This window comes from Intestinirhabdus alba (assembly GCF_009711095.1).
Taxonomy (GTDB): domain Bacteria; phylum Pseudomonadota; class Gammaproteobacteria; order Enterobacterales; family Enterobacteriaceae; genus Intestinirhabdus; species Intestinirhabdus alba.
This window is the reverse complement of record NZ_WMJZ01000007.1, coordinates 49,176-69,991: the sequence shown is the minus strand read 5'-3', so window position 1 is coordinate 69,991 and position 20,816 is coordinate 49,176. Positions and strand designations below refer to the sequence as shown.

Here is a 20,816-nt window from a genome sequence, read left to right as displayed (position 1 = left end):
CGGCGGCGCAATGCCAGCCGGGCCTGTTCTGCGGTATATCCCCTCTTACCCACCGCGTTATCCTCTCATCGTTTTCCGGCCGTGCTGCGATTAGCCCGACGGCGTCGGGCAGATTGTCCAGCGCTGAAAAGGGATATTTGTAATAATGGATACGCAGAAAAGCCGGGGCCATTCAGCTCCGTTGCCGCGTTACTCGCCGTGTATCTGGAATAACCAACTAATTACGGCTCGTGCCTTGCCCCGGACCTGAATGACCGCCAGCGACGCTCACGAACGGTTATGGGATACAGCCTAAAGGAATAGACATGATTAAATATGCTGTAACCTTTTTAGCAACAACAATCGTTCTGATGCTGTTTTTATTGAGCCGATTATCTGACTTTGACTTTGGGGACGCACGGCAGCGCATCATCTCTTTCGAACATCATCAGAATGTGCTGGAGGGAACGTTGCTTCTTCCTCCCGGTAAAACGTCGCCTCCGTTTGTGCTGTTAATTCACGGCGATGGCCCTCAGGATCGCTGGTCTGAAGAGGGCTACATTCCGCTGGTTAACCACCTTCTCTCCCGGGGAATCGCCGTTTTTTCATGGGATAAGCCCGGCGTAGGGAAAAGTAGCGGTAACTGGCTGGCGCAGACGATGTCCGATCGCGCAGAGGAGGCTGCGTTCGCGTTACAAAAACTGAGAGAACAGCCGGAACTGCAAAACAGTCGCGGAGGATATCTGGGATTTTCGCAGGCTGGCTGGGTCGTTCCCCGGGCGAGTCAGGAGGCTCCCGTCGACTTTCTTATCCTGGTCGGGGCGGCAATTAACTGGCGAAACCAGGGAATCTACTATACGGGACAGCGGCTTAAGGCCGAGGGGCATACCGGAGCCGCTATTGTGCAGGCGAAACGGCGTGAAGCTGAGGCTTTTGATCGTCAGTTTACAGCAGAAGCGGCGGCATTGCCCTGCCGCTCCCGATGTACGCGGCAGGACTTCGAGCGCAGAAATTCCCGGGCTGATGCCACGCGGGACATTACCGCCCTTCATACTCCGGTATTAATTCTGATGGGGGGAGATGACCGAAATGTGGATCCTGATGAAACAATAGCGGTCTGGTCCAGTATGCTGCCTGCGGACACGCACCGCTGTATCAGGCGGATAGAGGGGGCCACGCACGGGCTGCTGCGTAGCGCATGGTTTGATTATCAACAGGCAGCTCAGTGGCCCTGGTGGAAACAGGGATTATTTGTGCTGTCCGGAAAACACGCCTGGTCGCCGGGAGCGCTCAACATCCTCTCATCATGGATCGTCAATCAGGCGTGTGGGGAGTGAACTGCATTCTTATGACCTCGCGAAAGCCAAACAGCGGAGCCAAAAAACCGATATTTTTGCGCCCCGTTTCATAAAAACCCCTATGCGCATACAGCCTTCTTGCGCCGCTATTATCGGCAATGACGTCAAGAATCAGCTGCTTATTCTGTTGGCAGGCGGTGTGCTGGATGTGGGACAGCAGCATCTGCCCGATCCCCCTGCCGCGAGCGGATTCATTAACGCACAGGCTTTCGATCATGAGTTCATGGTCAGCGGGCTTGTAGTCCAGCTGTTTCATTATCAGCGCGCGAAGCAGACCGCTGGCGATACCGTATTCCTGGTAAAAATGAGTAAGCGTGAGATTAAGAAACCCCCTCGCAGCGCTTTTTATGGCGGCAAAACCGACCAGCTTTCCTGCGGCATCAATCGCACAGAGCGTTGATTCTGGATCTATTCCCCGGGCCAGAAGTCGCAGGGCTCTCTCTTCCGGTCCAAGGGAAAAACGTAATTTACGGGAGAACGCGCTCCAGAAAAGATCAAGCGCCGCACGGCGCTGTTCGGCAGGAAGCCCGCTTACAAGAGAAATGGGGGGCGGAGCCTTTAACGTCCTTTTATCAGGCATGGCAAGATCCTTCGTTGATGGCGTATCAGGCCGGGGCGTTGCTGGCGTGAAGCAATGCCAACGCGCCCGGCATAGTCTCTCTTAATTCCGAACCAGGGCAAAGCGCGTGCCGTACGGCACGACCGGCACAGGCACACAGCCTAACACAGCCTTATTCGCACCGTGATGCCCGGCTATTTCCCCGCCTCCGGGTGCGTGTCAAACGCCGCCATCACCCGGGCCAGCTCGGCCTCGCTGAAGCCGTGCTTTGGGTCATCCACCCCTAGGCCAAACCGCGCCTGCAGCAGCGCGTAGAGCGCGGCTGTGTCCGGCAGGTTGAACTGCTCGACGATGTGTCCGTCCTGATAGCGGGTGAAGTGAAAGTTGGTCAGGGTCAGCTTGCCGCCGTCCGGCTGGTGGCGACACATCAGCAGATGGTGGCGAAAATGCGACTGCGGCCAGTGTGCCGACCAGAAGTTGCCCATCACGTAGTCGCTTTGCTGCTGCACGGCCAGGTCGAAGCGATACATCGGCTGCCAGCGGTCGTGGTGGAGGAACTGCAGCACCCAGTCCGCCCTTTCCTGCAGCAGGCGATACTCGCCGTGCGGCGTCTTTTGCGACAGACCGGCGCACAGACGAATCGGGGCGGTGAGGGTCTGGCCGCCGAAACCGACGTCGGCAATCCACCTCTCCTCCTCCAGCTCGACCAGCAGCAGACGATGGGTGCGCGGCGGCAGCGCCGACGGGTTTGTCAGCACCACGCGCCCGAGCAGGCTGCGCACGTTAAAGCCCAGCTCGCGCAGCCCCCGCTCAAACAGACCGTTCTGCTCAAAGCAATAGCCGCCGCGACGGGCGGTCAGCAGCTTTTCTTCCAGCGCGCCGTCGTCGAGCTGGATCTCGCGCGGCAGCAGGACGTCCAGGTTTTCAAAGGGAATGGTGCAGTTATGCCGCAGGTGCAGCGTCTGCAGGGTGTCGAGATTGACTTTCGGGGTTCCGGACCAGTTAAGGCGGGAGAACCAGGCGTTTACAACGGAGGTCATTGAGGGGTTCCTGTGGACAGACCCTGTCGGGTGTGGCGGGATTATAGACCAGACGAAGCCGCACGGGCCAGCGCGCCGTGGCTTTCGCCTTTGCTCAAGTACTGATTTTTTCTGCGGTGCAATCCTGGCAACAAGGTTTTCATTATGAAGGCCAAATCGCTCAGCATTTACCAGCGATCAATGGTCTTGCTAACCGGTGACCCGGCCTTTCTTCAGTGATTCCGGCAAAGACAGGCGGCCGGAGTCATATCTGGTGAGGCGTCAGCATTCCGTATTTTCTTTGTCAGTGGTCAATGTTTACTTAATTAAAATTGTGCCAGTCTACGCTTTTATGGATTCGACAAATCAGACAGGGAGTCAACATGATAATCAGTCCGCCGTTTGTCCGCCCCCGGAACGCCGGGGAAAGTGACCCGTCATGGGTCAACAGAATGATGCCCGTGGATATAAACCGGGATTTCCCGCTCAACCGGCACGCATCATGGCACGGTGGTGTGCATATTCTCCACACTGACCGCAATGAGGAAGGCTACGACCGCATTGAGTTTGTCCGCGCGATTGCGGATGGGGAAGTTGTTTCTTTTCGTTCTCCGTCTTCTACAGATAGACGCGATACTTTCCCGCTGAATTATGATGGCAGAACCGATGACGGATATGTGCTGCTGAAGCATCAGACCGATATCGGTGAAAACTGTAGTGTCGTGTATTACTCCCTGTACATGCATCTCATGGATCGCCTGGCTCCGGCAATCAGGGCCGGAGCCAAAATCTGGCGCAAGGATCGCATCGGGCAGAGCGGCATGGTTAGCGAAACCAACGCCTTTCATTTTCAGGTGTTCTGTGACAACGAGAATATGTTGAAACTGACCGGACGCACCACGCCCGAACTCGATATCACCCGTGACGGCAGAACCGACACCCTGTACGGCGATATCCATTTTTATCTGCCGCCCGGTACACACTTTTATGAATCGGTGCCTAATGCGGCCTCGCCGGACACGTATCGCCTGAATCCCGTTCATACCAGTACCGAACCACTGTTCGTCAGCATGACCTTCGAAAAAGGCGACTGTACGATGGTCACCCGCAGGCAGAACACCGCCGCAGAGGCGCTTTTCGACACGGTGGGGGAACCGCTGATCAATACCGATGTTGATCAAAATGATGAAACAGCGAAGTATGAATACAATCTGTATAAGACCGCCGGGCGTCTGTACCCGCAGAATCCGTCTGCCGGGTTCGAGCTGCTCCGCTTCGGGCGGATCATCAGTGCAGAATATGAAACCCTGACGCCTGCTAATGCCCCACTGTGGCGTACCGTCAGCTTCCCCGGCGGAACGGGTATGGTCAATCTGGCTTCTTCTGATATCAAAAAGTTCAGCGATGCCGACTTCCCGCACTGGACGGGCTGGCGGATGGTGGATGGTGGATGATGACACGGACAATAACAGCCAGTGTAATTCCCCCTTTATCGCCGGATTACAGGAAAGCGGGCATCTCAGCGATCTGAACAGCCGTCTGGTCTGCCATTTTCCGCTGGAATGGAATGCGACCACCTTTGATCAGCGCTATGCCTGGCTCAAAACAGGCTCTGACGATGTTCCAGCCATGTCTGAAGAGGACTATGAACGGCTGAAAAGTCATGCCTCAGCGCTCTGTTTTGACACGGGCGAACACGGGACCGGTCGGTTATGGCATTTCCACCCGGGGGCCTTCATCACCCATTTCCGCAAATGCTGCTGGCTGAGCAAATCAGAACTGAAGCAGCTTGTTCCCCGAAACGCGTTAAGGATGGCCGGGCGGAATGATTACCGCTGGGAGGCTATCCGCTACCGGGACGGCCCCAACACTATTGCGGACAATATCCGTACGCACATAAACAGAACAATGCAGAAGCACCTGATAACCACCCCGCTGCGCATTGCCTGCTTCCTGGGGAACGGCATTCAGGAAACGGGCTGGCTCGAGACGATGGAAGAGGGATACCGCTATACGGTAACAGATCCGCGTACGCATCAGGTCATTCGACGCTACAACATCTGGTATTACCCGTGGTACGGGCGCGGCCTGTTACAGTTGACTAATCCTGAAAACTACTTTGACTATTTCAGTTTCAGGGGACGAACCTGCCCGGAAAATATCAGGAACACCCTGATAAATGAATACAGTCGTCTGTATTTACACCGGGGCATTCGCTACACTGACAATCGCTTGTCTGATACCGAAAACCACGTCCCTGAAAATATTATCCAGTGGCGGAATAACGTTAGCAGCGATCTCCATGAAGCGGCCAGCAGCGCCGGGTTTTACTGGGTATCAATGAATATGGCGTATTACGCCGATGCCGAACATGTACTGGAGCGGTGCCGCGTCAACACGCGGGGAGGCGAGATAAAGGTTTACTATCGCAGCCCGGCCTTCTGGCGGGCCAGCGCCGCCGTTAATTTGCCCGGTCGGATCAATAACGGACACTATCAGGGACTGAATGGTTTTGATACCCGCTGCTGCGTCTACGGTAGTGCGATAGCCGTCCTCACCGAGCAGAGATTTCCGGATAGCCATAATAACCCGGTCAACGAAAAACCTGAATCAGAACAGTTAAGGAGAGGTTGATGAGTCAAATTTTAATTTTATTGACTCTGGTATTGTTATCACAAAGCGCAGTGAGTGCCATTATCCCAGAAATATCTATTCCATCTGATTTTAATAAAGACAGATTTGCTAATTATTACAATGATATAACTACTGCTGGTTATGGTGGTAGACGTTGTGGTTATGTATCCTTTAAAAATTTCTACCCGCCTGAATACACAACATTGAAAATAAAACGCCCTCTGTTTGATACTTGGCTTTGTCTGTATACAGTTGATGTTACACATGACGGGTATGGGCCGGGGCAGGTACTGCCTGAAAAGGTCTACTTTGATAAAAAAACAGGAATATGGAAAAAGAAAAAGTACTCCCTAAGCAAAGAGGGCACACAGCGTTCTCTGGACGTTTATGGCATCAAAAGCCTGAGCGAGTTGCAGCCTCTGGAGCTGTATAATATCCAGTCCGTCAATGCCCGGGGCTATGCGGTAATAAATCGCAATATTCCCCTACGAGAAAAGAAAAAAGGGGTGAAGAAAAACTTATCATTCTGTCTGATACGTGGCGAAGCTGCATTTTGTGGTTCAGGCTCAATGATCAACGTCGTCAACGGGAAGGAAGTCGATTTCACCCCCTATATGCTTAAATCCCTTGAAACGGTCGAAATAGGTCTGCCGGAAAAATCAAATAACACCAGGGGCTGAATGGTTTTGATGCCCGCTGCTGCGTCTACGGCAGCGCGATAGACGTCTTCACCGGGCAGAGATTCCCGTTAACCCAGTCAACGAAAAAACCGAATCAGACCAGCTAAGGAGATGATGATGAAAAAATTATTACTACTGATGACAATCCCTTTTTTTTCCTCTNCAGCTAAGGAGATGATGATGAAAAAATTATTACTACTGATGACAATCCCTTTTTTTTCCTCTGGAAAAATAACGCCGGAGATAACCACTCCAGACAGCTTCAGTGAGTTGTCTTTCGAGCAGCTAACATTACACAGAGGTAACTATCTGGCAGATACTGGCTGCGGAATTGTTTCATTAAAATTATTCCACCCAGCAGAGCATAATAAATACCCGCCACCAGCATCCTGGCTTTGCCTGTTTCCTGTTGATGTCATCAAAGACGGATACGGGCCGGGGCAGGTACTTCCTGAAAAGGTCTACTTTGATAAAAAAACAGGAATATGGAAAAAGAAAAAGTACTCCCTAAGCAAAGAAGGCACAAAACGTTCTCTGGATGTTTATGGCATCAAAAGCCTGAGCGAGTTGCAGCCTCTGGAGCTGTATAATATCCGGTCAGTCAATGCCCGGGGCTATGCGGTAATAAACCGCAATATTCCCCTGGAGGAAAAAAAGAAAGGGGTGAAGAAAAGACTGTCATTCTGCCTGATACAAAACCATAGCTATTCTGCTTTCTGCGGTTTTGGCTCAATAATCAACGTCGTCGACGGAAAAGAGATCGATTTCACCCCCTATATGCTTAAATCCCTTGAAACGGTCGAAATAGGTCTGCCGGAAAAATCAAGTATCCCCAGGGACTGAATGGTTTTGATGCCCGCTGCTGCGTCTACGGCAGCGCGATAGCCGTCCTCACCGGGCAGAGATTGCCGTAAACCCGGTCAACGAAAAACCCGAATCAGACCAGCTAAGGAGAGGCTGATGAAAAAATTATTACTGCTGATGGCAATCCCGTTTTTTTCCTCAGGAAAAATAACGCCGGAGATAACCACTCCAGACAGCTTCAGTGAGTTGTCTTTCGAACAGCTAATATTACATAGAGGCAACTACCTGGCGAATACGGCTGACTGCGGAATTGTTTCATTAAAATTATTCCACCCAGCAGAGCATAATAAATACCCGCCACCAGCATCCTGGCTTTGCCTGTTTCCTGTTGATGTCATCAAAGACGGATACGGCCCAAACAGATCGCTTGCTGAAAAGGTCTATTTTGATAAAAAAAACAGGGTTTTGGAAAAAGAAAAAATATAACCGTAACAAGGAAGAAACCCGGCGTTCTCTGGACGTTTATGGCATCAAAAGCCTGAGCGAGTTGCAGCCTCTGGAGCTGTATAATATCCGGTCAGTCAATGCCCGGGGCTATGCGGTAATAAACCGCAATATTCCCCTGGAGGAAAAAAAGAAAGGGGTGAAGAAAAGACTGTCATTCTGCCTGATACAAAACCATAGCTATTCTGCTTTCTGCGGTTTTGGCTCAATAATCAACGTCGTCGACGGAAAAGAGATTGATTTCACCCCCTATATGCTTAAATCCCTTGAAACGGTTGAAATAGGTCTGTCGGAAAAATCAAATACCACCAGGGGCTGAATGGTAGTTTCTTTCGGTCAGGTCGCCTGTCAGCCGGTTCTGACGTGATGAGGCTCACAATATAAATTGTATGGGCACCCGGCGGGTATTCCGTTTCTCTTTTATTGACTCAGCCTGGCGGTTAATTAGGTAAATAAGCATGCAAAGAGAGGGACATGATGAAAAATGGGAATATGCGGGCCACCTGGGTATCCAGTGTGGTTAACCTGGACTGGCCTTCCGCCTCCTCGCTCACTATCCAGGATGACGCTGCGCGCGTTAAACGCCAGAAAGAAGAGATGACCAGTATTCTTGACGATATCGTGGCAATGAACATGAACGCCGTGATATTTCAGGTGGTTCCCTGTGCTGATGCGCTCTATGCATCAGACTTACTGCCCTGGTCAAAATACCTGACCGGGACGCTGGGCAAAAATCCCGGCTTCGACCCCCTTGCCTGGGCGATTGAACAGGCTCACGCAAGAAACATTGAGCTTCACGCCTGGGTCAATCCGTACCGCATCTCAATGAATACCCGCGATGCCACCGTCGATGAACTGAATCACTCATCTCCCGATTCCGCGCCCAGCGTTTACAGAACGCATCCTGAATGGACCGGGGTCGCGTATAACCGTTTTGTTCTTGACCCCGGTATTCCGGAAGTTCAGGCCTGGGTCACCGGTATCGTTGAGGAAATCGTCACCCGGTACGACGTCGACGGTATTCAGTTCGATGATTACTTCTATTACGAATCCGCGGACTCACCGCTGGACGACGACGCCACCTGGCAGAAGTACGGTCAGGGCTTTACCACTAAAGGCGACTGGCGAAGACACAATACATATTCCCTGGTTAACGCTTGTCAACGGCGGATTAAGGCCATTAAACCCGATGTCAGTTTCGGTGTCAGCCCTGCCGGCGTGTGGCGAAATAAGTCTGATGACCCGCAGGGGTCAGACACGCAGGCCGGGGCACCAAACTACGATTCAGCGTATGCGGACACGCGGAAGTGGGTGCTTGACGGCATCATAGATTATATCGCGCCCCAGGTTTACTGGCCCTTTGCCCGCAAAGTCGCCCGGTATGATGTGATAACCCGGTGGTGGGCCGATACCGTCAGAGGTACTGGTGTTGCGCTGTATATCGGCATCGCGCTTTACAAGGTCGGTACCCCTTCAGCCGCTGAACCTGACTGGACGGCTGAAGGTGGCGTGCCCGAAATCACCCGACAGCTTGACCTGAATGATTCCCTGACTGACGTGGGCGGCTGCATACTGTTTCGCCATATGTTCCTGAGAGAGCCGCAGACGCAGCAGGTTGTTGAGTATCTGAAAGCGCGCTGGGCAGCAGCCGGATGTCTGGCGAAAAAAGAAGAGGAGATATAAATGTACCCCATCGATTATAACAGCTACCGCTCTGTCAAGGGTTTTAACCGGCGCGTGCGTTTTCTTGTCATGCACTACACCGCCGTTGATTTCGCCGCATCTGTGCGGGCACTTGCCGGTGATGGCACCGTGAGTGCGCATTACCTGGTCCCGGACCCGGACGACAAAACGTACATTGCAGCCGGTTTTAACGACATGCGTGTTTTTAACCTGGTTGATGAAAATGAACGCGCCTGGCATGCCGGGGTCAGCTCCTGGGCCGGGCGAAGCAATCTTAACGACACAGCCATCGGAATTGAGGTGGTTAATCTGGCCAGTGATAATGACGGCGTGTTCGTCTTTCCTCCCTATAACCCGGTTCAGATTGGCGCAATCAAAGAGCTGGCAATTAATATCCTTCAGCGGTATCCGGACATCAGCCCCGTGAATGTCGTGGGGCATTCCGATATTGCGCCGGGCAGGAAAAGCGACCCCGGGGCCGCGTTCCCGTGGAAATCACTGTATGAAGCCGGAGTGGGGGCATGGTATGACGATGACACACGGTCAGCTTATCTGGCGCAGTTTACCGTCGGGGGGATCCCGTCTAATGAGGATATCATTGCCAGGCTGAAGACCTGGGGCTATGACGTCTCCGGCGCAACAACCGCACCGGGGCTTCAGCTGCTTGTCCGGGCCTTCCAGCTCCATTTTCGCCAGGATAACTACGACGGCATTATTGATGCAGAAACGGTGGCCGTTCTTTATGCCCTGGTTGACAAGTATTTTCCACTAACAAAGAAGTCAAATCTAAAAAGTAATGATCGTCCGCCGCGCAGCAGATGTCAGCGTAACAAAAACAGCGGTGAACATATTGCTAAGGAAGATAAATATGATCCAGATAAAAAGCACAGCATTTAAAGAATCCGCGCTCCTCGTTCTTGTGCTTTTCCTGTCCGGGTGTGTGACCAACTCACAGACCATGGTGAAGAAAACAGCTTCCCAGGCTAACGCGCCTGAACGAAAAGTCTGTTCCCGTCAAAAAGGGACGGTATTCCTGATTGCAAGCTCGTCGCAATATGACGAGAACGTCATCCCGGAGATTGAGACGGCGTTTTCCCGCCAGTGCTACGCGGTTGACAAACGATATCTCGACCAGAAGCCTACCAGGCTGGGTTACGTCAATACGGATGAAAAGCGGGCCCGGACCCTCATTAATGCTCTCAGTGACCGCAATGTACATTACCTCTGGTTTATCAGGGGCGGCTCGGGGGCATTCAATCTTTACCCTGCCCTGCATGCAAGCCGGCAGCGTATTTCAGCCTCAACGCCGAAAACCCTTATCGGCTTCAGTGACGTCACGGCCATTCACAGCTTTGTCAGCCATGAGTTGAACTGGCCTGGCGTGCATGGCGCGGTGGCGTCTTATAATAAAGAGATGCATGAGATTGATAACAGTAAAAAACTCAGCATGAACAACAGCCTGAATGAAGTCTTTGAAGCCCTGTCTCACGGGATAAATTACACCGGCATCGAGCCGATGAACCGTCATGCAGCAAGAACAGTGAGTGGTAAACTGGATGGCGGGAACCTGACCCTGGTTCAGTCTCTGTTTTCCACTGTCTTTGAGGGCAGTTATACGGATAAAATTATGATGCTGGAAGATACGGGGGTAACGCCTAAACAGCTTGACCGCACCCTGCATCAGATAGAGTACAGCCGGAAATTTCACCCACGCGGTGTTATTTTTGGTCAGTTTTACGGCCTGAATGCCAGTGACGAAGAAAAATTGCTTTACCGATATGTGATAAAACAGTTTGCCGGGCGCGTTAACTATCCAGTTTATTATTACCCGAAATTCGGGCATGGCGAAACTAATCAGCCATTTATTCTGAATCATCAGGCCGGTATTTTATGCAGCAGCCTGTCCCGGTTGTGCAGCCTGACCCAGACGCCTGTAAATGAATAACCTGAATTAATGTGAGCCGGTGGCGTTTTTCATTTGCAGTTAATTGTGAGCCGTTACATTTACAGCGAAAAAATAACGGCCAGCCTGAATAAACAAAGAGGGAAAACCCGCGCTTTCCCTCTTTGTCGGCAGAGATTACAGGGCGATGCGGATCACCTCGTCCGGCTGGGTTGCCTCCTGCTCGCGGGTAGATTTCTGCTTCACGCTGACGTAGAGGGTTTTGCCGTCTCCGGACAGCGCCAGGCTGTTAGGATGGGTTGGGGTATCGTAGGTTTTAACGACCTTATAGCTTTTAGCGTCGATGACGCTCACTTTACCCGCCTGGCGATGGGTGACGTAGGCTTCATTACGCGCCGGGTTAAACAGCACGGCCAGCGACTCCGGCGCGGCGACCTTCGCCAGCACGTTGCCGTTATCTGTATCAACGACCAGCACTTCGGCAGCTTTTGAATCAGTGATAAAGGCGCGGTGGCCGGCGGTATCCAGGCTCAGGTTAATAAAGAAGTGCTCTTTGCCATCGTCCAGCAGCTTCTTGCGGCTGAGGATCTTATTGGTCGCCGTGTCGATGGTAATCAATTCACCGTCGGCGTTGGTGGTGTACAGGCGCTTCGCTTTGGCGTTCAGCGCCAGGCCGGTGCTCATCCTGCCGGTGTTCTGGATCGCGGTTTTCAGCGCGATGGTTGCGCCGTCCACAACCCAGATCGCGCTCTCTTTGCCGATACCGCTGATATAAACCGTGTTGGTCGTCTCATCGGTGACCAGTTCGCGTGGGCTGAGTGGGTGGACCTCCTTCGAGCGCTGGCGCTCATCCAGCACCAGTCGCCCTTTCACTTCCCCCGTTTTCGCATCAATGGCCGTTACCGCGCTGTTGACGGTATTACCGAACCACAGCGTCTGGGTTGCGTTGTTGATGGTGGCACCGAACGGCTTCAGATCGTTATGAATAGCCTGGGTGACTTCCAGCGTCACCGGGTCCAGACGGTAGACCACCCCGCCCTTGTCCAGCTTCCGGCTCTGCGAAGTGGCCAGCCACAGCGCGTTCTCCTGCTGGCTGTAAGCCATTTCATAAGCGCCCTTGCCTACGGCTTTACGCAGCATTTCCTCTGCCGCCTGCGTGCTGAATGATGAAGCAACCAGCAGAGAACCCAGCAGTAAAGAACCGCGCAGGCGCGATGAGAACAGTTGACGTAATTGCATGACGACTCCCTTTGATAAATACGGATATGAATGAATTGCTTCACATGGCTGACGTAAGCGATATCGCGCTTCGCTTTTTCATAGATGGGAATGGTAATCATTATTCATCTGAATGTGGAGCGTTTCTTCGCATCCTGGCTACAATTTTCATAATTTCTCCATTAATGCTTAACGCATGGCGTTACAAGGCGGTGTCTCACTCAGGCCCGGAGCAAGGCGCGGGCCGTAATGAAGGAACGCTCAGCGCCTGGCTTTTGATTACCTCACCTACTTATGGATAACGGGTCCCTTCATGAAGAGAGTCTCCGCACGACAAAACGCCCTCCCCGCGCTGTTATTCCCGCTTTTTCTTTCACCCACCGCCCTTGCGGAAGACGTCGACGATAAGCAGACGATGGTCGTCAGCGCCACGCCGCAGGTGGTGTCTGAACTGGATACCCCCGCCGCCGTCAGCGTGGTGGAGGGAGACGATATACGCCAGGCAACGCCGCGCATTAATCTCTCCGAATCGCTGACCGGTGTGCCGGGCCTGCAGGTGCAGAACCGGCAGAACTATGCTCAGGATCTGCAGCTGTCGATTCGCGGCTTTGGTGCCCGTTCAGCCTATGGCGTGCGCGGTATTCGTCTGTACGTGGACGGCATTCCGGCCACCATGCCGGACGGCCAGGGCCAGACGTCAAATATCGATCTCAGCAGCGTAAAAAGCGTTGAGGTGCTGCGTGGCCCCTTTTCCGCGCTGTACGGCAACGCCTCCGGCGGGGCGATCAACGTCGCCACGGAAACGGGGAGCCAGCCGGCCGTCGTCGAGAGCAGCGGTTATTACGGCAGCTATGGCAGCTGGCGCTACGGCCTGAAGGCCAGCGGCGCGACGGGAGACGGCACCCGGCCGGGCGACGTGGATTACACCGTTTCCACCACCCGCTTTATCACCCACGGCTACCGCGACCATAGCAGCACGCGCAAGAACCTGGCGAATGCGAAGCTTGGGGTACGTCTTGACGACGTCAGCCATTTGGCCCTGATAGTGAACAGCGTGGAGATTAACGCCGGCGATCCCGGCGGCCTGACAAAGGCGGAATGGCGTGCCGATCCGCAGCAGTCGCCGCGGGCGGAGCAGTACAATACCCGCAAAGACCTGCGGCAGACTCAGGCAGGGCTGCGCTATGAGCGTCAGCTGAGCGAGCGGGATGACCTGAGCGTGATGCTGTATGCCGGAGAGCGGGAGACCACCCAGTACCAGTCGATACCGATGGCCCCGCAGCTCAGGCCGTCCCACGCCGGGGGCGTCATCAGCCTGCAGCGGCACTATCAGGGCGTTGACGGCCGCTGGACTCACCGCGGCCGGCTGGGAGTGCCCGTCACCTTCACCGCCGGCCTGAGCTATGAAAATATGAGCGAAAACCGCAAAGGATATACCAACTACCGCCTGAGCGACGGCGTGCCACAGTATGGCCATAAAGGCGACCTGCGGCGCAACGAGCACAATCTGATGTGGAACGCCGATCCCTATCTGCAGACTCAGTGGCAGCTGATGGAAAAGCTCACGCTGGAGGCCGGGGCGCGCTACAGCTCGGTCTGGTTTGACTCAAACGATCGCTATGTGACACCCGGCAACGGCGACGACAGCGGGAGCGTCGGCTACCATGAATGGCTGCCCGCAGGCGCGCTGAAATATGCCGTCACCGACGCATGGAATATTTATCTCGCCGCAGGACGAGGCTTTGAGACGCCGACCATTACGGAACTCTCCTACCGGGCCGATGGCCGGAGCGGAATGAACTTCGACCTCAAACCCTCGACCAACAATACCGTTGAGATCGGCAGCAAAACTCGCCTCGGCGACGGCCTGCTGACCGGGGCGCTGTTTCAGACCAGTACCGATAACGAGCTGGTCGTGGACGCCAGCAGCGGCGGACGGACCACCTGGAAAAACGCCGGCAAAACCCGCCGCCAGGGAGCGGAGCTGTCGTGGGAGCGACGCTTCGCTGGCGACTGGCGGGTGAAGACCAGCTGGACCTGGCTGGACGCCACCTATCGCCGCAACGTCTGTAAAGATACGGGCTGCAACGGTAACCGGCTGCCCGGCATTGCCCGTAATATGGGCTATGCGTCGGTTACCTATACGCCTGACGAGGGCGGGTACGCCGGTGCCGATGCCCGCTATATGGGCGATATGATGGCGGATGATAAAAACAGCGCCAAAGCCCCCTCTTTTACTACGGTCGGGCTTAGTACCGGCTATAAAATTAGCTACCGCGGCCTGACGGTCGATATTTTCGGGCGGGTGGATAACCTGCTGGATAAAGAGTACGTCGGTTCAGTTATCGTTAATGAATCGAACGGCCGCTATTATGAACCGGCGCCTGGGCGAAATTACGGCGTGGGAATGAATCTGGCATGGCGCTTTGAATAGCAAAGCGCCATGCACCTGGCTTATGGCCCGGCTCAGTGGCTATCTGTCCGGTATAAGTCGCGTCGGCACTGCAGGCAGAAATGAACTCGCTTACCGGGATACTTGCGCCATAAATAACTTTTAATTTCCGGTGACCCGCAGTAATAGCATTGTGTTCCTCTGCCGGTGCGGGTGGTCGGGTGAATGCGCCAGTATTCTTCGAGGGTAGGATAATTTTGTCGCCACTCTTTATCATTAACGCGAATAAACAGATACCACAATAGCCATAAAAAGGGTAAAGACAGAATATATGAATAATGAACCTTGAATAATATTATTATTGCAACGACTACTGCTATGGCAGACGCCTGGCGCGGATGGCGTTTCACCCACCGGCCCGTGCGATAGCCGATACCCTCTGAGGCCTTAATATGCTGATTCATAAGATCGTCCCTGTGAATGTAATCCACGGGCTATGATAGAATATTTCGCCAGAAAAGGCAGGCCTTAAAGGCCTGGTTCACCAGGCGTTATTAGCGCAGACAGCGCGTACCCGCAGTAACTGAGGATGATCCGCGAGGCTCACCGGGAGGCCGACTTTACGGGCGTTCAAAACGCGATGTGTTTTATGCAGGCACGGCTCAGGTTCAAAATAGTAAGTAAACCCGCCTGATGGGTCAGACTCTAACCTCTGACCCACTAAATATCTGATTACCCTCGCCTGCGTCGGGGCGCAAAATAAGCAGGCCCCACGGGGATAAATTTCAGCAGTCGGGAAGCTATTCAGGCACGGCGTCGCTGGCGTACTGCTGCTTAACGATAGCGCTATTTTTATGAATTACCTCCAGCAGACGGCGACGGCTCAGCTCTTTATCGCCGCTCTCCAGGGCGGCCAGTAAGTTCTGATAGTAGTCCACGCTGTGCCGATACGCTTTCGCCGGCGCTCCGCCATACAAAAAGTGCAGGCCCGGCCCCATCCGCACCCAGAGCTGCTCAATCAGCTCGCTCAGCGTTGGCATATTGGCATAAGCATAGATCTGAAAGCGAAACGCGCGGTTGGCCAACAGCCGCGCCTCCATAGCGCCGCTCTCGTACGCCTGCCGGTACTCCTCCAGCAGATGCCGCAGGCTCTGCAGACGGGCTTCGCTCATCTGCCCGGCGGCGGCGGCCACCGCCATACCTTCCAGCTCGCAGCGAATAGTATGAATTTCATTCAGCCCCGCCAGGCTGATTTCCGGAACCATAAAAGCCTGTGCCGGAGCGATAGCCAGCGCGCGGGCGGAAACCAGCCTCAGCAGCGCCTCCCGGACCGGGGTAATACTGATCCCCAGCTCGGCGGCAATATTTTTGGTGATAAGCCTGGCTCCGGGCTTCAATGCGCCAATGCTTAGCTGATGCTTTAATCCATTTTCCACCTGGGAGGTCAGGCTGATATGTTGCGTTTTTTCCAAACCGGGCATTCTGTTTCCTTCAATATTGATAAAGCCGCTCAGGCCGCGTTCGCGAGTCGGGGAGGCGTGCTGTCGATGCTTGCCTGGCCTGAGGTAAAGCGTGCTGTTGGTCTGAATACAGCGTGCGCAATGCGGCAACTGACGGACAGGGTCTGGCGGTTAATCCTTCGGGAATTAACCGCCAGAAAAGGGTTAGCCTGGTGTGATAAGGAGCAAAATCGTAAGAGTTCATACCGTTGCGTTATTTTTTACTTTATTAACTATCGCAGGATATTTGTAGTGCTTTAATTAAAGCTGGAAAAACAAAATTTGCACATTTTTTTCAGGCGACCGGGGCCGCCTGTTATTCTCAGTCATCGTCCGCCACGCGAATCACAACTTTACCGAAATTTTTGCCGGTCAGCAGCCCGATAAAAGCCTGCGGCGCGTTTTCCAGGCCGTCGGTGATTTGCTCGCGATAATGGATTTTGCCCTCCTCTACCCAGCGGCCCATCTCCTGGTGAAACTCGTGGATCCGGTGACCGTAGTCCTGGTTGATAATAAACCCCTGCAGCCGGATGCGTTTTTTCAGCAGCGTTGCCATCAGCAGCGGCAGGCGGTCCGGTCCGGGAGGCAGATCGGTGGCGTTATAGCCGCTGACCAGTCCGCACAGCGGGATGCGTGCCGAGGTATTCAGCAGCGGCAGAACGGCGTCAAATACCTTCCCGCCGACGTTTTCGTAATAGATATCAATCCCCTGTGGACAGGCTTCCGCCAGCCGCCGGGCAAAATCGTCGGCGTGACGATCCAGGCAGACGTCAAAGCCCAGGGTTTCAGTGGCGTGTCGGCACTTCTCCTCACCGCCGGCGATGCCCACTACCCGGCAGCCTTTGAGCTTGCCGATCTGCCCGACCGTCGCCCCAACCGGACCGGTGGCGGCGGCCACTACCAGCGTTTCGCCCTCCTTCGGCTGACCGATATCCAGCAGCCCCATCCAGGCGGTGAAGCCGGGCATACCGAGGATGCCCAGCGACCATGACGGATGCTGCGGGTTCTCGCCCAGCTTAACCAGCCCCGTACCGTCGGAGATGTCATAATCCTGCCAGCCGCTGTAGCCAAGCACCCACTCGCCGGGGCTGTAGTCCGGGTGATTCGACGCCACCACGCGGCTTACCGTACCGCCCACCATCACTTCACCAATCCTGACCGGCGGCGAATAGGATGGCTCATCGCTCATCCTGCCGCGCATATAGGGATCAAGCGAAAGATAGATGCTGCGCAGCAGAACCTGCCCTTCGCCAGGGGTGGCGACCTCGTCCTCTTCAAAGCGGAAATTACTCTCTACCGGCGCGCCCTGCGGACGTGACGCCAGCACCCAGCGGCGATTACGCTGTGCCTGTTGGCCCATGATTTTCTCCTCTGATTATGATGATTGATCAATAGTAGCAGTCCGTGTCGATCCTGGGTTGCCCGCAAGGTTGAGACGAACAATCAGATAAACGCAGGGAGAGCCGGTTTCGTTCATAAACCGGCAGTCGTTCGGTGGCCCCAGCGCCAGGCAATCTCCGGCGCGCATTTCATGGCGTATTTCCCCTTCGACGAACACCAGTTCCCCCTCCTGCAGCCAGATCAGCTGTCTGGCCTGGTGATAAGAGGAGGCGGGCATGGGGATATCGCTGCCCGCCGGCAGCGTTATCTGCACCAGCTCCAGCTCCCCGCGGGGCGAGATATGGCGGCGCAGGTAGCGGCTCTGCGGATCGCTCCACACCGGCTGGTCGGCGCAGCGCAACAGCCTGCCCTCCTGCATCTCGGCGCGGGCGATCAGCGTCGACATGCTGATGCCAAAGGCACCGGAAAGCCGCCCCAGCAGCGTCGCCGTCGGGCTGCTCTCTCCGCGCTCTATTTTGTGGATCATCGCGCGCGACACGCCCGCCAGTCCGGCAAGCTCCGTCAGCGACCAGCCGCGCGATTCGCGTTCAAGACGAATTCTTGCCGCGATCCGTTGATTTATGCTGTCTTCAATAGTATTCATAACGTAATACTATAGTGAACAATCGCTGAGGTTCAATATGACCATTCGGTTTGCCGGAAAAGAGGACTGCGCCGCCATCGCGGAGATTTATAACCATGCGGTGCTGCATACGGCGGCGATCTGGAACGATGAGACGGTGGATGTCGACAACCGCATCGCCTGGTATGAAGCGCGGCAGCTGGCGGGCTATCCGGTGCTGGTCAGCGAAGAGAACGGCACGGTGACCGGCTACGCTTCGTTTGGCGACTGGCGCAGCTTTGACGGCTTTCGCCATACCGTGGAGCATTCGGTTTATGTGCATCCGGACCACCTGGGAAAAGGGCTGGGGCGAGCGCTGCTTGGCAGACTGATTGAAGAGGCGCGCGCCTGCGGCAAACACGTGATGGTGGCGGGCATTGAATCGCAGAATCGGGCGTCACTCCGGCTGCATACGGCGCTGGGCTTTAGCATCACCGCGCAGATGCCGCAGGTTGGCACTAAATTTGGCCGCTGGCTGGATCTGACCTTTATGCAGCTGCAGCTTGACGATCGTCAGGAGCCGGACGGGCGACAATGAATCACGCATCTACCCTCGCCTTTCTGATCGCGGCGGGCATTGGTCTGGTGGTGCAGAACACCCTGATGGTGCGCATCAGCCAGAACGCATCGACGATCCTTATCGCCATGCTGCTGAATTCGCTGGTGGGAATGGCTCTGTTCGTCAGCATCCTGGGCTTCAGACAGGGAGCCGCGGGGTTTGGCGAGCTGCTCTCCAGCGTACGCTGGTGGACCCTCATTCCCGGCCTGCTGGGATCGTTTTTTGTCTTCGCCAGCATCAGCGGCTATCAGAACGTCGGCGCGGCCACCACTATTGCGGTGCTGGTCGCCAGCCAGCTGATCGGTGGCCTGGCGCTGGATATCCTGCGCAGCCAGGGCGTACCGCTGCGGGCGTTAATCGGCCCGCTATGCGGCGCGGTGATGCTGGTTATCGGGGCGTGGCTGGTGGCGCGACGCGCGTTTTAAACCCGCGTCGGCTGCGGCGTGGCCGTCAGATAATCGTTCCGCCCCGGGTCAGCAGCTCCCGGCGCGCCTCCATATCTTCTTTATGCTGCCGTCCGTGGTGGGCAATGGCGGTACGCAGGCGCTGCTGCTGGGCGTAGCGCTCCTCCCGGCTCAGGGCCGCGTCATCGCTGAGGGCGATAAGCAGTTCATTCATATGAGCGATAACGCCCTCATCAATAGCAGCGTCAACGCGGGCGCTGATCTCATCCAGGTGCGACATAATGACTCCTCTGATGCTTAGCTGGGCCGCCGGAGGGTGCAGAACGCGCGGGTCGCGCGACCTGATGCGCCTGCCCCAGGGTTACCGGAGGCGGCCGGGTTTACTTTTATATACTCTAAATAATTCGAATTGCAGGACAAAGCGCAGCGCGTTTTGAACAGCCGCAGGCTGCCTTCGGTGAGAGGCAGGGATGTCTCTCATTAATCCCCGGGAGCTTACTGGAGTAAGTGACCGGGGTGAGCGAGAACAAATCAGCTAAGCTGATTTGAACGCCGCTGGCGGCGGCCCTTCAGGGTGAGGCCCCGGGGCCGAATAAAGCCAACGCACATGCAACTCGAAGTATGACGAGTATAAATCGTTGCTCGTCAGGCTGCGCGACGTAGAACGTTTTACCATTCCGCGGCCTGGCGGACAGGCGCATCATACTCCTTATTGCCCCGGCGCGCGGCTCTTAATACATCTACAGCCCGGCAGCACGTTGCGACATTGTCCGGAGCGGCGTTATGTCGATGCCGGAAAAAACATGATAAACTCTGTGCTTAAAAATGGAATAACAGGACTTAGTGTCTGGCCCATAAGGCTGGTTTACCTGTCATTTTGAACCAGGACAGCGCTCGCACAAAGCGCATCGCGTTTTGAACGCCCGTAGGGACGGCCCCGGGGGGAAGCTTCGCAGATCCGGTTGTGGCGTACTGTCCGTGTTCAAACTGCCCGCGGCAATTACGCCTGGCGGACAGGTACATAGTCCTCAAATTTTTAAGGAAAAAAATGGAGCTTTTTATTTCTCTGGCCTTTTTGGGTATTGGGCTTATAGTTTTCCACTGGAAACCTTATCCCTATAAAATATTATCAAGCATAATATTATATTATGCCATCAGGCATGATACACTGCTTCAGTGTATATATGTGGCAATAACAGGCATCGCATTAATCTCCCTGTGCTTTATAAAAGCCAGTAAAAACGGAAAAGAAATTTTCTATTTTTCTATGCCTTGCTGGCTGGAAATAATATCATGTGCGGTAAGGTTAATTGACCTACAACACCAGTTTTTTAAAACTTATGATATTTAAAGGGGATTGTCAGAACCGGTATGATATTCCGCATTAATACCTATTGATAGTATCTTACTTTCGCATCGAGAGGGCCAACAGGCACAGAGATTTTAGTTATTCAGAGCGAGGATGGTACATTTTTTCTGATTTTGTTAAATAAATCATATTATTTTACGAGAATGTAAATTATTTCCTTGAGATTTTTCTCAAAAGAAAGAAATAAAAGAAAAAATATACAATTACTGTCTGTATTTTCCAGGTGAAAAGAATAAAACAGCATCCGGAG

Annotated in this window: 18 protein-coding genes and 2 pseudogenes; 13 read left to right on the top strand and 7 right to left on the bottom strand. The window is 54.3% G+C overall.

Annotation, left to right across the window (positions count from 1 at the left end; all coding sequences use genetic code 11):
- The first annotated feature begins 305 nt into the window (after positions 1 to 305).
- On the top strand, positions 306 to 1,316 hold the full coding sequence (locus GJV78_RS07055) for an alpha/beta hydrolase family protein (RefSeq protein ID WP_155107658.1): 1,011 nt from the start codon (positions 306 to 308) through the stop codon (positions 1,314 to 1,316).
- On the opposite strand, the gene GJV78_RS07050 is transcribed toward GJV78_RS07055, so the two are convergent.
- On the bottom strand, positions 1,294 to 1,917 hold the full coding sequence (locus GJV78_RS07050) for a GNAT family N-acetyltransferase (protein ID WP_155107657.1): 624 nt from the start codon (positions 1,915 to 1,917) through the stop codon (positions 1,294 to 1,296). The two genes, GJV78_RS07055 and GJV78_RS07050, sit on opposite strands and share 23 nt — an antisense overlap.
- A 173-nt stretch (positions 1,918 to 2,090) precedes the next feature.
- A complete protein-coding gene (nhoA, locus tag GJV78_RS07045) occupies positions 2,091 to 2,936 on the bottom strand; it encodes an N-hydroxyarylamine O-acetyltransferase (protein ID WP_155107656.1) in 846 nt (281 codons plus the stop codon).
- A gap of 362 nt (positions 2,937 to 3,298) precedes the next feature.
- On the opposite strand from nhoA, the pseudogene GJV78_RS24000 reads away from it, so the two are divergent.
- The 7 genes and pseudogenes from GJV78_RS24000 (at position 3,299) to GJV78_RS07010 (ending at position 11,165) form a co-directional block, all read left to right on the top strand.
- Positions 3,299 to 5,549, top strand: a pseudogene (locus tag GJV78_RS24000) (M23 family peptidase).
- Entirely contained in the window at positions 5,549 to 6,229 is a 681-nt protein-coding gene (locus GJV78_RS07035; protein WP_155107655.1) for a hypothetical protein, read from the top strand. The pseudogene GJV78_RS24000 and the gene GJV78_RS07035 overlap by 1 nt, the downstream one beginning before the upstream one ends.
- Before the next feature lie 960 nt (positions 6,230 to 7,189).
- On the top strand, positions 7,190 to 7,519 hold the full coding sequence (locus tag GJV78_RS23525) for a hypothetical protein (protein ID WP_230979085.1): 330 nt from the start codon (positions 7,190 to 7,192) through the stop codon (positions 7,517 to 7,519).
- A complete protein-coding gene (locus GJV78_RS23520) occupies positions 7,479 to 7,856 on the top strand; it encodes a hypothetical protein (protein WP_230979084.1) in 378 nt (125 codons plus the stop codon). Before GJV78_RS23525 ends, GJV78_RS23520 begins: the two co-directional genes overlap by 41 nt.
- A 155-nt stretch (positions 7,857 to 8,011) precedes the next feature.
- Complete coding sequence (locus GJV78_RS07020; RefSeq protein WP_155107654.1) at positions 8,012 to 9,220, top strand: glycoside hydrolase family 10 protein; 1,209 nt, start codon at positions 8,012 to 8,014, stop codon at positions 9,218 to 9,220.
- A pseudogene (locus tag GJV78_RS07015) lies at positions 9,221 to 9,988 on the top strand (N-acetylmuramoyl-L-alanine amidase); the annotation flags it as partial.
- Between the two features lie 100 nt (positions 9,989 to 10,088).
- Positions 10,089 to 11,165 carry an LD-carboxypeptidase gene (locus GJV78_RS07010; protein WP_155107653.1) on the top strand — a complete coding sequence of 359 codons (1,077 nt, stop codon included), beginning with the start codon at positions 10,089 to 10,091 and terminating at the stop codon, positions 11,163 to 11,165.
- A gap of 135 nt (positions 11,166 to 11,300) precedes the next feature.
- On the opposite strand, the gene yncE is transcribed toward GJV78_RS07010, so the two are convergent.
- Positions 11,301 to 12,362 carry a 7-bladed beta-propeller protein YncE gene (gene yncE, locus GJV78_RS07005; protein WP_155107652.1) on the bottom strand — a complete coding sequence of 354 codons (1,062 nt, stop codon included), beginning with the start codon at positions 12,360 to 12,362 and terminating at the stop codon, positions 11,301 to 11,303.
- Positions 12,363 to 12,388: 26 nt separating this feature from the next.
- Between yncE and GJV78_RS07000 the strand changes: the two genes are divergently transcribed.
- Both GJV78_RS07000 and pqqU read left to right on the top strand, forming a co-directional pair.
- The gene (locus tag GJV78_RS07000; RefSeq protein WP_155107651.1) at positions 12,389 to 12,643 is read left to right on the top strand and encodes a hypothetical protein; all 255 of its coding nucleotides are present in this window, start codon (positions 12,389 to 12,391) and stop codon (positions 12,641 to 12,643) included.
- An 11-nt stretch (positions 12,644 to 12,654) separates the two neighbouring features.
- Positions 12,655 to 14,775 carry a TonB-dependent receptor PqqU gene (gene pqqU / locus GJV78_RS06995; protein ID WP_155107650.1) on the top strand — a complete coding sequence of 707 codons (2,121 nt, stop codon included), beginning with the start codon at positions 12,655 to 12,657 and terminating at the stop codon, positions 14,773 to 14,775.
- A 758-nt stretch (positions 14,776 to 15,533) separates the two neighbouring features.
- On the opposite strand, the gene GJV78_RS06990 is transcribed toward pqqU, so the two are convergent.
- From GJV78_RS06990 to GJV78_RS06980, 3 genes are all read right to left on the bottom strand, one after another.
- A complete protein-coding gene (locus GJV78_RS06990) occupies positions 15,534 to 16,214 on the bottom strand; it encodes a GntR family transcriptional regulator (RefSeq protein WP_155107649.1) in 681 nt (226 codons plus the stop codon).
- A gap of 340 nt (positions 16,215 to 16,554) precedes the next feature.
- Positions 16,555 to 17,592, bottom strand: a complete 1,038-nt coding sequence (locus GJV78_RS06985; protein ID WP_155107648.1) for an NADP-dependent oxidoreductase — start codon at positions 17,590 to 17,592, stop codon at positions 16,555 to 16,557.
- A gap of 15 nt (positions 17,593 to 17,607) precedes the next feature.
- Complete coding sequence (locus tag GJV78_RS06980; RefSeq protein WP_155107647.1) at positions 17,608 to 18,216, bottom strand: helix-turn-helix domain-containing protein; 609 nt, start codon at positions 18,214 to 18,216, stop codon at positions 17,608 to 17,610.
- A gap of 37 nt (positions 18,217 to 18,253) precedes the next feature.
- Here GJV78_RS06980 and GJV78_RS06975 point away from each other — a divergent pair, with 37 nt between their 5' ends.
- Both GJV78_RS06975 and GJV78_RS06970 read left to right on the top strand, forming a co-directional pair.
- Positions 18,254 to 18,772, top strand: coding sequence for a GNAT family N-acetyltransferase (locus GJV78_RS06975; RefSeq protein ID WP_155107646.1), 519 nt, complete (start codon positions 18,254 to 18,256; stop codon positions 18,770 to 18,772).
- Entirely contained in the window at positions 18,769 to 19,218 is a 450-nt protein-coding gene (locus GJV78_RS06970) for a DMT family transporter (protein ID WP_155107645.1), read from the top strand. The genes GJV78_RS06975 and GJV78_RS06970 overlap by 4 nt, the downstream gene beginning before the upstream one ends.
- A 25-nt stretch (positions 19,219 to 19,243) precedes the next feature.
- Here the strand turns inward: GJV78_RS06970 and GJV78_RS06965 are convergent, their stop codons facing one another.
- Positions 19,244 to 19,477, bottom strand: a complete 234-nt coding sequence (locus tag GJV78_RS06965; RefSeq protein WP_155107644.1) for a YdcY family protein — start codon at positions 19,475 to 19,477, stop codon at positions 19,244 to 19,246.
- A gap of 768 nt (positions 19,478 to 20,245) precedes the next feature.
- Between GJV78_RS06965 and GJV78_RS06960 the strand changes: the two genes are divergently transcribed.
- Complete coding sequence (locus tag GJV78_RS06960) at positions 20,246 to 20,548, top strand: hypothetical protein (RefSeq protein ID WP_155107643.1); 303 nt, start codon at positions 20,246 to 20,248, stop codon at positions 20,546 to 20,548.
- Positions 20,549 to 20,816 lie beyond the last annotated feature (268 nt).